Origin of the sequence: Nonomuraea spiralis (assembly GCF_014648435.1) — a bacterium.
GTDB lineage: Bacteria > Actinomycetota > Actinomycetes > Streptosporangiales > Streptosporangiaceae > Nonomuraea > Nonomuraea spiralis.
On sequence record NZ_BMRC01000009.1, the window covers coordinates 182268 to 194857 of the forward strand.

Consider the following 12590-nt stretch of genomic DNA (forward strand, 5'->3'; position numbering starts at 1 on the left):
TCTCTCCCGATCGCCGCCCAGCATAGCGTTAACGTTCAATCCATTGCAACGAAACGAGCGAAGGTCGTTGCGTTATCCGGCAAGCCGGCGCAACGATTAGCTGACGTTGACCTGCATGAATGCATTTTCTTCGCAACATGGATGTTGCGCGCTCTTGGAAAGCAACGTAGCGTTTCCGTTGTCAGAAACAACGAGCGCAGGAGAGAGCAATGCAGACCTTCACCACCCCCGCCCCCATCGCCGCCGTCCTCGACATCCCCGCCGGGCGCGTGCAGCTCATCGCCGCCGACAGGGCCGACACCGTGGTCGAGATCCGGCCCGCCGACGCCTCCAAGGGCCGCGACGCGCAGGCCGCCGAGCAGACCAAGGTGGAGTACGGCGACGGCGTCCTGCGGATCGAGACCACCGTGAAGAACCAGTACCTCGGCCCCTCCGGCTCCGTCGAGGTGACGGTCCAGCTCCCGGCCGGTTCCCGGATCGAGGCGAAGGTCGCCGCCGCCGACTTCCGCGCCGTCGGACGGTTCGGCGAGGTCGTCCTCGACGGCTCGCTCGGCACGATCAAGATCGACGAGGCCGCGTCCGCCCGCCTCACCACCGCGGCCGGCGACGTCACGATCGGCCGGCTCAACGGCTCCGCGCAGATCAGCACCGGCAAGGGCGACATCCACGTCACCGAGGCCGTGAGCGGCAAGGTCGTGCTGCGCACCGAGGCCGGCGACGTGTCGGTCGGCGCCGCCGCCGGGGTCTCGGCCTCCCTGGACGCCGGCACCTCCTACGGCCGCGTCCACAACTCGCTCATGAACGCCGAAGGCGCCGGCGCCCCCCTCGACATCCACGCCACCACCGCGTACGGCGACATCACCGCCCGCAGCCTCTGAGCCGCCGGATGGCGGGCGGCCTACTGGCCGGGCCTGATCTCCGAGACGTTCGCCGAGCCGTCGTCGTAGCGCGCGCGGGCGGTGGCCACGTACGGGCGGTGCTCCTCGGCCCAGGCGATGAGCCCGGAGACCTGGACGGAGAGCGTCTGCCCGACGGGGGTGAGCGCGTAGTCCACCCGGGGCGGCGAGGTGGGGGTGACCGTCCGCTCGACCAGGCCGTCGCGTTCCAGACTGCGCAGGGTGAGGGTGAGCATCCGCTGGGAGATGCCCTCGATGGAGCGCCGCAGCTCGGAGTAACGTTTGGGGCCGTCGCCCAGCAGGTTCATCACCAGGACGCTCCACTTGTCGCCGACCCGGTCGAGAACGTCGCGCAGCCGGCAGGTCGGGTGGCCCTCGCCGATCGGGTCGCGCACATCGGTGTGCCCTACGCGGGCCAAAGTGCCTTCTTCCGCCATGGCGGCATTGTGCAGCAGGATCGATCCGCGCACAAGAAGTAACCAGCGCACGGAAATTACTGCTGCATTCGCGACACAACGGAGTGATCATCATGCGTGCCATGGCATTCACCGGCTTCGGCGCCGGCCTGGCGGCCACCGACCTGCCCACCCCTGAGCCCGCCCCCGGCGAGGTGCTGGTCCGGGTGCTGGCCTCCTCGGTCAACGGCTTCGACCTCGGCGTGCTGGGCGGCCACCTCAAGGGCGTGTACGAGTACGAGTTCCCCGTCGTGCTCGGCAAGGACTTCGCCGGCACCGTGGCCGCCGTCGGCGAGGGGGTGACCGGCCTGACCGCCGGCGAGGACGTCTTCGGCGTGGTCATGCGTCCCACCCTGGGCCAGGGCGGCTACGCCGAGTACGTCTCGGTGAACCACGGGTACGGCCTGGCGCGGATGCCCCAAGGGCTCGGCCACACCCGCGCGGGCGTGCTGGGGCTGGCCGGCACCGCCGCGTTCGACGCGGTCGAGGCCGTCGCCCCCGCGCCGGGGGAGACCGTCCTGATCTCGGGCGCGACCGGCGGCGTGGGCGCGTTCGCCGTCCAGATGGCCGCCGCGCGCGGCGCCAGGGTGATCGCCACCGCCAGGCCGGGGGCCGAGGCCGCGTTCGTCACCGGACTGGGCGCCGCCTGGACCGTCGACCACGAGGACCTGACGGCGGCGGTGCGCGCGATCGCGCCCGGCGGCGTGGACGCCGCGCTGCACCTGGCGGGCGACGGCCCGGCCGTCGCCGCCCTGCTGGCCGACGGCGGGCGGCTGGCCTCCACCCTGCACTACCTGCCCGAGGAGCCCGCCAGGGACCTCAAGGCCACGGCCGTGATGGCCGACCCCAACCCGGCCACCCTCGCCCGGCTGGCCACCGACGTGGTCGAGGGCCGCCTGCGGGTGCCGGTCGCCCGCTCCTACCCGCTGGCCGCGGCGCCGAGCGCGATCGCCGACTTCACCGCCGGGACCTTCGGCAAGTTCGCCGTCACGATCTGAGGGCCTTCGGTCAGCCGCGCTTCTCCTGGGGGTCGCTGGTGACCCAGTCCCAGCTGGTGATCGTGGTGCGCATCAGGCGGGCGGCGGTCGACAGGTGGCTGTCGGCGCCCCAGAACAGCGTGAGCGTACGGCGGCAGTCGGGGCTGTCCACATCGACCCAGCTCAGCGGCGCGCGGGTGGTGGACCGCCGGGCGATGGACGGGACCAGCCCGATGCCGAGCCCCGCGCTGATCAGGTCGGCGATGGCGCTGGACTCGTCGCCCTCGCAGACGATCCGCGGCGTGCGGTCGCGGGCGGCGAAGAGCCGGTCGAGCAGCCGGCGCTGCCAGTGGCCCTTGCGGGCGGTGACGAAGGGCTGGTCGGCCAGCTCGTCGATGGTCACCGACGTACGGCCCGCCAGCGGGTGGTCGAGCGGCGTGGCCACCCCCACCGGCTCGTCGAGCAACTGGACCGACTCCAGGCCCTCGGAGTGGATCGGCTGCGAGGCGACGCACAGGTCGAACTCCTGCGCGCGCAGGCGTCCGGCCATGTCGTCGGCGGGCGCCCAGTGGAGCTCGACCTCGACGGAGGGATGGGCACGCTTGTAGGCCGCGAGCGGCCCGGTGAGGGTGAGGAAGGTCTCCGACGCCAGCCGTACGGTGCCGTAGCCCTCGCCGGCGGACTCGGCGACGGCCCTGCGCCCGGCGTCCAGCTCGCCCAGGGAACGTTCGACGAAGCCGCGGAAGAGCCGGCCCGCGTCGTTGAGCCTGAGCCGGCCGGCGCGGTCGAACAGCGGCGTGCCCAGCTCGCTCTCCAGCCGGGCGATCGTCCGGCTCAGCGACGGTTGCGCCACCCGCAGCTCCTCGGCCGCCGCGCTGAGGTGTTCGAGCCGGGCCACGACCAGGAACTGCCTGAGCGCGTTCAGATCCATCATGCCTCCTCGGTCATAACAGCATAGCAATACAGATCTTGGACAAGATAACCCGAGAGCCATAGCGTCTGGAGGCGTACAGGAAGAACGAGAACAGAGTGGGAGGGATCCCTCATGCTCACCGTGGCCGGCAGAGCGGGAGCCGACGCCGCACGCCGAACGGGACCCGCGGGGTGGACGCTGCGCGCGCTGGTCAGCACGCACATGGTGGCGATCGCCGGGCAGCCGGTGTTCGCCGGCGTGTACCTGACCGGCGACTACGACAGCCTGCGCTGGCACGCCGTCGGCGCCGACGTGGTCACCTCGCTCGGCTACCTCCAGTTGATCGCGGCGATCGTGGTGTGGGTACGGCTGCGCGAGTTCTGGCCCACGGTGGCCACGGCGGCGGTGGTGGCGGCCGAGACGGTGCAGTACTTCGCCGGGCTCGACGGCGCGTTGTGGCTGCACATCCCGCTCGGCGTGATGACCGTGGCCGCGCTCACGGTGCAGTTCATCACCGTCTGGCGCCGCCCCTTCCCTCGGCGGGAGGACCGCGATGCGTGAGCACGACGCCGCTCCCGGACGCCCCCGCGGCGTGACCAGGCGGCAGGCGCTGGGCATCGGCGGCGCGCTCGGGATCATGGCGGCCACCGGGCTCGGCACCTCGGCCGCGCTGGCCCGCCGCCCGTCGGTCACCGGCGCCGAGCTGCGCAGCGAGCTGCCGCTGCCGCCGCCGTTCCGGGTGCCGCTGCCGATCCCCGCCGTGCTGGCGCCGGCCGGCACCTCCGGCGGCGCCGACCGCTACGAGATCGTCCAGCGCGAGACGACCCTGGAGATCCTGCCCGGCGTCCGGACCCGGGCCTGGACGTACGGGGGCACGTTGCCCGGCCCGACGATCGAGGCGCGCCGCGGCCGGCCGATCACCGTGACCCACCGCAACGACCTGCCCGTGCCGACCGTCGTGCACCTGCACGGCGGGCGCACCCCGGCGGACTCCGACGGCTACCCGACCGACCTCGTGCTGCCCGAGGGCTGGACCGAGCCCACGATGGGCCACGGCTCCGGCCACGGCATGGGGAACATGCGCGACCCGCACGCGGTGCTGAGCCGGCGGACGAGGGACTACACCTTCCCCATGGACCAGCGGCCGACGCTGCTGTGGTACCACGACCACCGGATGGACTTCACCGCCCCGGCGATCTGGCGGGGCCTGGCCGGGCTGCAGATCGTCCGCGACGACGCCGAGGAGGCCCTGGGCCTGCCCTCGGGGTCACGCGAACTGCCCCTCATGATCGCCGACCGGGCCTTCACCGCCGAGGGCGAGCTGGCCTACCCCGCGCTCGACCCCACCCTGCGGGAGCGGCCGGGCGTGCTGGAACCGTACCTCGCCGGGGTGCTCGGCGACGTGATCCTGGTCAACGGCGCACCCTGGCCCGTGCACGAGGTCGACGCGGCCCGCCACCGGCTGCGCATCCTGAACGCCTCCAACGCCCGGCACTACGAGCTGGAAGCCGTCCTCGACGACGGGCGCCGGCTCGACCTCGTCCAGATCGGCGCCGACCAGGGGCTGCTCGCGGCCCCCGTCGTCCACCGGCTGCTGCCGATCGCGCCGGCCGAGCGCTACGACGTGGTCGTCGACTTCTCCGCCGTACCGGTCGGCGGCCTGGTCCGGATCGTCAACCGGCTCGGCTCCGGCCGTACCCGTGACGTCATGGCCTTCCGGGTCGCGCGCGCGGCGGCCGACGACAGCCGCGTCCCGCGTGTCCTGTCCGCCGACCTGCCCGGATGGCGCCGGGCCGACGCCGTACGGGTGCGCGACTTCTCCTTCCGCGCCGGGCAGCTCGACCACGGCCGCGGCTGGCTGATCGGCGGGCTGCCGTTCGACCCCGCGCGCTCCGACGTCACCGTCGGCCTCGGCGACGTCGAGGTGTGGCGGATGGTCGCCGACGTCCATCACCCCGTCCACCTGCACCTGGTCGGCTTCCGGGTGCTCTCGCGCAACGGCCGGCCTCCGCTGCCCCACGACGCGGGGCTCAAGGACACCGTCTCCCTGCGGCCCGGCGAGGCGGTGGAGATCATCACCCGGTTCGACGGCTACCGCGGCCGCTTCCTGTTCCACTGCCACAACGCCGAGCACGAGGACATGGCCATGATGGCCAACCTCCAGGTCGTCTGACCGCGTCGTCTGACCGCTCACCCCGTTCACGAGGAGCATCCCCATGGCCGCCGACCCCGGCGTCGTCATCATCGGCGCGAGCCTGGCAGGCGCCCAGGCCGCCCGCGCACTGCGGCTCGACCACTGCTACGACGGGCCGATCACGCTCGTCGGCGACGAGAACCACCTGCCCTACCAGCGTCCCGCGCTGTCCAAGGGCTACCTTCTCGGCACCATCGAGCCCGGCGAGCTCGACGTCCTGGAACCGCGCTTCTACGCCGACCAGGACGTCACCCTGGCCCTCGGCGCCCCAGCCACCGCGCTCGACCTGGACGCCCGCCGGGTACGTCTGGGCCGCAACGTGGAGCTCGCGTTCGGCCAGGTGCTGATCGCCACCGGCGCCCGCCCGCGCCGCCTGCGGGTGCCGGGCGCCGACCTCGACGGCGTCCACTACCTGCGCGACCGCGACGACAGCGAACGCCTGGGCGCGGCCCTGCGCGCGGCCTCCGACGTCGTCGTCATCGGCGCCGGCTGGCTCGGCTGCGAGGTCGCCGCCGCCGCCCGCGCGCTCGGCGTACGCACCACCGTCGTCGATCCGCTGCCCGCGCCGCTCTACCACGTGCTGGGCGACCGGATCGGCGGCCTCCTCGCCCGCAGGCACCTCGACCACGGCGTGAACCTGCTCACCGGCGACGGCGTCGAGGCCGTGCTCGGGACGCGGTCCGTCGAGGCCGTACGCACCGTCGCCGGGCGGCGCGTCCCGGCCGACCTCGTCGTCGTCGGCGTGGGCGTCACCCCCAACACCGAACTCGCCGAGGCCGCCGGGCTGCGCGTGGACGGCGGCGTGCTCACCGACGGGCACCTGCGCACCTCGCACCCGGCGGCGCTGGCGGCCGGCGACGTCGCCCGCCACCGGCACCCCCGCTACCTGAAACCGGTACGGATCGAGCACTGGGACAACGCCGTCGTCCACGGGACCGCCGCCGCGGCCACGCTGGCCGGCCGCCCCACGGTCGTGGACCACGTCCCGTACTTCTTCTCCACCCAGTACGGGTCCACCCTCGAATACGTCGGGCTGCCCGCCACCTCCGACCGCGTCGTCACCCGGGGCGTCCCCGGCGAGCCCGGGTTCACCGCCTTCTGGCTCGACCGCGGCATCCCGGTGGCCGCCCTGACCGTGGACAACCCGGGCGCCGCCGGCCACCTGCGCGGCCTGGTCGCCGCCGGGCACTCCGCCGACCCGCGGCGGCTCGCCGATCCGGACGTCCCCATGGCCGACCTCCTGCCACGGGTACCCGCCTCCTGAACGGGCTCAGACCCGTACCACCGCCGTACGGGCGTGGCCGCGGCTGCCGCCGACCTCGACCTTGACCGCCCGCTTGGACCTGCGTACGCCGCGGTCGGCTTCCTTGACCGACTTGACCGGCCAGGGCAGCCTGATCCGCACCTCGTCGGCGGTCCTGGACGGGTCGGAGACGGCGAGTCGTACCCGATGCCCGTCGCGGCGGGCCAGCAGCGTGCACGGGCCGTCGGCGGTGAGCCGGCCGTGCGCGGTCTCGACGCTGCCCGCGCGCCAGAAGACGGCGGCGATCAGGTCGTCGCGGGAGACGGCCTGCACCGTACGGTTGTTGGCGAGGACCTTGACTCGCCCGGCGTAGGCCGCGGTCTGCGTGGCGGAGGCGTCGGGCAGCACGGCGTAGGCGTAGCGGGACCTGCGCGGATCGACGCCGTGGTCGACGATGATCGTGGTGTAGTGCCTGCTGACGGGGGTCGTGTCGCCTCCGGTGGTGGCGCCGGTGTCGATGTCCCGCCAGCGGCCGGTGCGCCGTTCGCGCACCACCTTCGCCTCGGCGCCGTCGAGCAGCGCGTACCCGGCCACCCCGTCCAGGTGGATCCAGCCGTCGCCCCGGGTCAGCGGCGGGTGGGCGCCGTGGGTGTTGCGGTTCTCCACGACGGTCTCGACGCGGCGGCCGTCGGAGGCGGTGATGCCGGCGCCGAGGGCGATCACCGCGTCGTCGAGCAGGAACCAGGCCTTCCTGGCCCGCAGCGAGGAGCCGTCGGCGATCAGCTTCATGGCCGCCACGCCGTACTCGCCGTCGAGCGCCACGCCGCCCGCCCACGGGGTGGGCGGCAGGCGGCGCTTGCCGTGGGGGAGGTCGGCGCGCCCGCGCGTGTCGACCGTGGTGCCCGGCAGCCGGTACGGGTCGATCGTCGGCCACAGGTCGTCGTTCCAGTGGGTCAGGTCGCCGCCGGTGTAGAGGTAGGTCATGCCGTCGCCGGTGTACCAGCCGTGCAGGTTCTCCTGGTTCATGGCCTCGGCCGCGCCGATGCGCTCCGAGCTCATCGCGATCGCGTACGCCCAGGTGGGACGGCGGTGCACGACCCGGTCCATGTCGGCGAAGACGTACGTGCCGGTCATGCGCGGGCCCACCGGCACCGACGGGTCCGCCAGCAGGGCCTCGGCCCGCGCGATGCCCGCCAGCGGCGCGACCGTGTCGTACGGGACGGCCCGGTTGCGGGTCAGCCAGCCCTTCACCAGCGGACCCCAGCGCCGGGCATGGCGTTCGGGCGCCGCCTCCAGCAGCGTGAGGATGGCCTCGACCGCCTTCTGCCCCGAGTGGTAGTCGCGGTGGCCCTGCACCGAGATCTGCCGCCCGCGTACGCAGTCCATCATCAGCCCGTCGAAGATGAACGGCATGAACGAACGGTCCACGATGTCGTAGACGTTCCCGATCCGCCTGATCTCCCACGGCGATCTGGCCAGCATGGCGATCAGCTTGGCCACGCTCTCCAGGTAGTCCACGCCGTAGCTGCCGTTGTAGGGGTACACGTCGTGCTGGATGAACGAGCCGTCCCGGTAGAAGCCGTCGCCCGGCCCGCCGGTGCGCCGCAGCAGGTCGGAGACCGCGTTCCTGGCCCGCCTGACCAGCCGGGCGTCATGGGTGAGCAGCCCGCGCATCGCCACCGCCATGGCCTTGCTCGCCCGGTTCGCGCCGGTCTCGACCACGCCGGGATGGCTGACGCGGCGCTCGGGGTCGGGGCACCAGTGGCGCAGCGGGCGCAGCCAGCGGCGCAGGCGGTCCTGGGGGAGGCCGTCGTAGAGCAGGGCGCAGGTGTCGGTCAGCGCGCGGGGGACGCCGATCTCCCACCAGTACCAGTTGCTGCCCCGGCGGTCGAGGCCCTCGCGGTAGGCGTGCTCGTACAGGAAGTCGAGCGCGCCGGCGGCGGTCTCGGCGACCCGCGGGTCGCGGTGCATGGAGGTGCCGGGCGTGGCCCAGCCCAGCGCGAGGGCGCGCATGCGGTTGTAGGCGCGGTTGAAGTTGCCCGTACGGGGGTCGTCGAGCGGCAGGTCGGGCCACAGGCTGGGACGGCCGGCGACCGGGTTCATCTTGCGCAGCACCGCGTTGGCCGAACCCTCGACCGCCCGCGTCTTCTCCAGGTAGGCGGGGTCGTACGAGCCGCCGGCCAGCAGGCTCACCCATCGCTCGCGCGCGGCGTCGAACGCGGCCGCCCCACCGGCCCCGGCCGCGCCGGCCGCCTCGGCCGGTCGCTCCCACGCGGCGAGTCCGGCCACGGCCGCGGCCCCCAGCAGGGCGGACCGGCGGCTGAGGGGGTGGGTCATGGAAGCCTTTCGACAAACGGGCGATTACCAGATGGAAAGATCCTATGTCGGGAGCAAGGTCGATCTTTTCGCCTCCGCGACGGTACCCGGCATCGACCGTATTGAACTGTATTGCTCTGTTCGCTCCGATGATCGACCATCAAGGGCAATAGCGCTTCCTCGCGTCAGGAAGGATCTCCATGATTCGCCGCGCATCGCTGGCCGTCCTGCTCGCCCTCGGCACCCTCACCGTCATCGGCTCGCCCGCGCACGCCCGCGCCTGCCAGATCGACTACCACTGCGAGACGTACTACTACAGCGACTCCACCCGCACCACAGTGGTGGGGGTCAAGTACGAGAACTGCGTCGGCGACGTGACGTGGGTGGGCACCCGCGGCTCGTACCCGGAGTTCTACGAGACCCCCTGCTGACCCGCCGCCCTTAGAGGCTGCTGTACGGGCGTTCGCTCACCCTGTCGTGGATCGCGCGCAACCACGGCTCCCGCACGGCCGGCAACCGCGCCAGAGCACCGAGGAACACGTCCGCGTCAGGCCGGAAGGCACACCAGGGCGACATCGGCGGCGGGTCGTCCCGCCGGACACCGGCAGGTATCCCGGCCGCCGCCGGGACGAGCCGCCGTTCGTCGTGGAAGGCCATGTGCAGCCACACACCGGCGGCCAGCGGCACCACCGCCTCCGCGTCGTCGCACGGCCAGACCTCGCCCGTCTGCGGATGCCGCGGGACCAGGGCGAGGTCCCGGCCGCCGCCGGGCAGGCCGGGGCCGGCCAGGGTGAGCCGTCGGTTCGGCGGGCCCGATGGGAGCAGTTTGTCGAGCGTGGGGCGGAAGGCCATGGCGGCCCGTCCTTCGGGGACGGCGACCCGGCCGCCGCCCGACAGCGCCAGCACCTGGGCCAGCGCCACCGCGACCGCCGCCGCCCAGCGCGGGCTCCATGTGCCGGGATGGTCCACGGGCGGCGTGACCGGCCACTCCTCCCGCAGGTCCGTCCAGGCGAGCGCGGCGTGGGCGGTGCCCTCCACGCTGACCGGGCGTACGGCGCGCGGGTTCAGCCACACCACCTGCCAGCGACCGCAGTCGTCCACGCGGACCGCCACCGCGCGCCCGCATCCGGCGCACGCCAGGTTGGGGCCGTACCCGTCGTCCAGGCCGCAACAGGCGCCCCCGCACGCCTCCAGGATGTGGACGGTCCCGCGCAGGTCGCCCGGCGCGATCCCGACCGTTCCCCGGGGGCCGTACGACAGGGAGCGCACCTGCGTGTACACGCCTCGGGCCGCCGCCGCGTCCGCGCCGATCTCGGCCCACGACAACCAGGGTGGCCCCACCGGTTCGTCCCGGATCGTGTACGTGCCGGGCTCCAGAAGGGCGGGGAGCAGGCCGTAGCCGTGGCGCTGGTCGGCGTGGTCGGGGAAGTCGACCCGCGACACCCTCGCGGTCAGGACGGCACCGCATCCCGCGCATGCGAACACCACCAAGCGGCTCTCCCGGCAGGACGGCTCTCTTCCGGCGGCGGTTCAGACCGTGATCACGATCTTGCCGAACGCCTGGCCCGAAGCGTAGTGGTGATAGGCGTCGGGGGCGTGCTCGAAAGGGAAGACCCGGTCGATGACCGGGCGCAGCCGGTGGGCCTCGATGAGCTCGTTCATGGCCACGAACTGGGCGCGGCTGCCGACGGCGATGCCGCGGACAGTGGCGCCCGACCTGAAGATCGCCCTCGGGTCGAGGGGCGGCGGGTCCCCGGCGACGAACCCGACGCTGGCCACCTGGCCCGCGATCGAGGTCGCCTCCAGCGACCGTCCGAGGTCGCCGGCGACGTCGATGACGTGCTCGGCGCCCTGTCCCGAAGTCAGCTCGCGGACCCTGGACGGCCAGTCGGGGGTGACGCGGTAGTCGACGACGTCGTCGGCGCCCAGCTCGGCCAGGCGCTCGGCCTTGGCGGGGCTGCCGGTCGTGGCGATCACGCGGGCGCCGAGCGCCTTGGCGAACTGCAGCGCGAACAGCGACACCCCGCCGGTGCCCTGGGTGACGACGGTCTGGCCCGGCAGGGGGCCGGAGCCGTGGCCGGTCAGGGCGTTCCAGGCGGTGACCGCGGCGCAGGGGAGCGTGGCGGCCTCCTCGTACGACAGGTGGTCGGGGATCGGTACGAGCGCCCGTTCGTCGAGCAGCGCGTACTCGGTGAGCAGGCCGTCGAGGGAGCCGCCGAGCTGGGGAAGGTGCTGGACGCCGAAGGGGCCGTCCTGCCAGCTCGGGAACAGGGTGGCGGTGACCCGGTCGCCGACCCTGGCGGCGGTGACGCCGGGGCCGAGTGCCACGACCTCGCCGGCGCCGTCGGAGATCGGCACCACGTCCGGCTTGACGGGGAGCACGTAGTCGCCGCGCAGGATCATCAGCTCGCGGAAGCTGAGGGAGGTGGCGCGTACGGCGACGAGCACCTGGCCGGGGCCGGGCCGGGGGACGGGGTGTTCCTTGATCGACAGGCCGGCGATCCCGGCCCCGCTGTCGACGTGGTAGCTGCGCATGACGTCCTTCTTCAGTTGTCGGTGGCCAGCGGGACTTCGCCGGCGGTCTTGCTGTAGCCGAGCGCCTCGACGATCTGCCCGTCGCGGACGCGCATGACGTTCACCCCGCTGACCCAGTCGGAGGGGCCGGGGCCGTAGTGGTAGTGCCACTGGATCGTGGCCCGGTCGCCGGCGACGATGACCTCCTGCGGCTCGAACCGGCTGGTGCGGTCGTCCACGAGCGCACCCCACCAGTCCAGGCACGCCTGGCGGCCGACGACGCGCTCCCCGGTGGGGGCCGGCTGGACGGACTCCATCACGCAGTCCTCGCCGACCACATCGGTGAGCAGGTCGCGGTCACGCTCGACGAAGGCGCGGTTGAAACGGTCGATGACGTCGGCGGTGGACGCGAAAGACATGATCACTCCGAGAAGTTGGTTGGTAGATCGATCGGTCTATCTATGTATATCGACCGGTTGATCTACTCGTCAACCCGTGGCAGTCTGAGGTCATGAGTGTTCGTACGGGACCCGGCCCCCGGGAGCGCCTGCTGGAGGCCGCCGACCGGCTGATCTACAGCCAGGGCGTGAACATCGGCGTCGACGCGCTGCTCAAGGCCGCCAACGTGGCCAGACGATCCCTGTACGAGCACTTCGGCGGCAAGGACGGCCTGATCGTCGAGGTGCTCAGGTCGGCGGCGGAGGCCGACGCCGCCGACTACGCGCGCACCATGGACGCCGCCGGCCATGACCCGCGCGAACGCCTGCTGGCCGTCTTCGACCGGATCGGCGAGATCGTCGTGCTGCCCGGCTTCCACGGTTGCCGCTATCTGGCCGCCGACCTGGGGCTGGCCGACCCCGGCCATCCCGCGCACGAGATCACCCGCGACTACCGGCAGCGCGTGCACGACCTGCTGGAACGCGAGCTGACCGCGCTCGGCCACCCGCACCCGGGCCACGCCGCCGACCAGCTCCTCATCCTCATCGACGGCACCCTCGCCGCGGGCGCGACCCGCCCCGGCACCGCCCCGGGCGCCGCCGCCCGCGAGCTGGCCGAACACGTCATCGCCCTCTGACGGGCTC

The 12590-nt window shown here is 73.1% G+C and carries 13 protein-coding genes; 7 read left to right on the forward strand and 6 right to left on the reverse strand.

Annotated features, from left to right (window positions below):
* Positions 1–209 precede the first annotated feature (209 nt).
* Positions 210–878 (forward strand): DUF4097 family beta strand repeat-containing protein, encoded by a 669-nt coding sequence (locus IEZ27_RS23630; RefSeq protein WP_189649234.1) that lies wholly within the window; start codon positions 210–212, stop codon positions 876–878.
* A 20-nt stretch (positions 879–898) separates the two neighbouring features.
* On the opposite strand, the gene IEZ27_RS23635 is transcribed toward IEZ27_RS23630, so the two are convergent.
* Positions 899–1333: a winged helix-turn-helix transcriptional regulator gene (locus IEZ27_RS23635; protein WP_125636220.1), complete on the reverse strand. Its 435-nt coding sequence runs from the start codon at positions 1331–1333 to the stop codon at positions 899–901.
* Between the two features lie 92 nt (positions 1334–1425).
* On the opposite strand from IEZ27_RS23635, the gene IEZ27_RS23640 reads away from it, so the two are divergent.
* Positions 1426–2349: an NADP-dependent oxidoreductase gene (locus IEZ27_RS23640; RefSeq protein ID WP_189649235.1), complete on the forward strand. Its 924-nt coding sequence runs from the start codon at positions 1426–1428 to the stop codon at positions 2347–2349.
* A 10-nt stretch (positions 2350–2359) separates the two neighbouring features.
* On the opposite strand, the gene IEZ27_RS23645 is transcribed toward IEZ27_RS23640, so the two are convergent.
* Complete coding sequence (locus IEZ27_RS23645; protein WP_229824264.1) at positions 2360–3262, reverse strand: LysR family transcriptional regulator; 903 nt, start codon at positions 3260–3262, stop codon at positions 2360–2362.
* A 111-nt stretch (positions 3263–3373) separates the two neighbouring features.
* Here IEZ27_RS23645 and IEZ27_RS23650 point away from each other — a divergent pair, with 111 nt between their 5' ends.
* From IEZ27_RS23650 to IEZ27_RS23660, 3 genes are read left to right on the forward strand one after another with little or no spacing between them, the layout of a single operon-like run.
* A complete protein-coding gene (locus tag IEZ27_RS23650) occupies positions 3374–3802 on the forward strand; it encodes a hypothetical protein (protein WP_189649236.1) in 429 nt (142 codons plus the stop codon).
* Positions 3795–5414, forward strand: a complete 1620-nt coding sequence (locus IEZ27_RS23655) for a multicopper oxidase family protein (RefSeq protein WP_189649237.1) — start codon at positions 3795–3797, stop codon at positions 5412–5414. Before IEZ27_RS23650 ends, IEZ27_RS23655 begins: the two co-directional genes overlap by 8 nt.
* A 43-nt stretch (positions 5415–5457) precedes the next feature.
* Positions 5458–6699 (forward strand): NAD(P)/FAD-dependent oxidoreductase, encoded by a 1242-nt coding sequence (locus tag IEZ27_RS23660; protein WP_189649238.1) that lies wholly within the window; start codon positions 5458–5460, stop codon positions 6697–6699.
* A 6-nt stretch (positions 6700–6705) separates the two neighbouring features.
* Here IEZ27_RS23660 and IEZ27_RS23665 read toward each other — a convergent pair whose 3' ends face one another.
* Positions 6706–9015, reverse strand: coding sequence for a polysaccharide lyase 8 family protein (locus IEZ27_RS23665; protein ID WP_189649239.1), 2310 nt, complete (start codon positions 9013–9015; stop codon positions 6706–6708).
* Between the two features lie 179 nt (positions 9016–9194).
* Here IEZ27_RS23665 and IEZ27_RS23670 point away from each other — a divergent pair, with 179 nt between their 5' ends.
* Positions 9195–9425: a DUF6289 family protein gene (locus IEZ27_RS23670; protein ID WP_189649240.1), complete on the forward strand. Its 231-nt coding sequence runs from the start codon at positions 9195–9197 to the stop codon at positions 9423–9425.
* 10 nt (positions 9426–9435) lie between these two features.
* On the opposite strand, the gene IEZ27_RS23675 is transcribed toward IEZ27_RS23670, so the two are convergent.
* Genes IEZ27_RS23675 through IEZ27_RS23685 form a run of 3 tightly spaced genes read right to left on the reverse strand, consistent with a single transcriptional unit; the run spans position 9436 to position 11927 of the window.
* The gene (locus IEZ27_RS23675; protein ID WP_229824294.1) at positions 9436–10482 is read right to left on the reverse strand and encodes a hypothetical protein; all 1047 of its coding nucleotides are present in this window, start codon (positions 10480–10482) and stop codon (positions 9436–9438) included.
* A 42-nt stretch (positions 10483–10524) separates the two neighbouring features.
* Positions 10525–11529: a zinc-dependent alcohol dehydrogenase family protein gene (locus tag IEZ27_RS23680; RefSeq protein WP_189649242.1), complete on the reverse strand. Its 1005-nt coding sequence runs from the start codon at positions 11527–11529 to the stop codon at positions 10525–10527.
* An 11-nt stretch (positions 11530–11540) separates the two neighbouring features.
* A complete protein-coding gene (locus IEZ27_RS23685; RefSeq protein ID WP_189649243.1) occupies positions 11541–11927 on the reverse strand; it encodes a nuclear transport factor 2 family protein in 387 nt (128 codons plus the stop codon).
* 92 nt (positions 11928–12019) lie between these two features.
* Between IEZ27_RS23685 and IEZ27_RS23690 the strand changes: the two genes are divergently transcribed.
* Positions 12020–12583, forward strand: a complete 564-nt coding sequence (locus IEZ27_RS23690; protein ID WP_189649244.1) for a TetR/AcrR family transcriptional regulator — start codon at positions 12020–12022, stop codon at positions 12581–12583.
* Positions 12584–12590 lie beyond the last annotated feature (7 nt).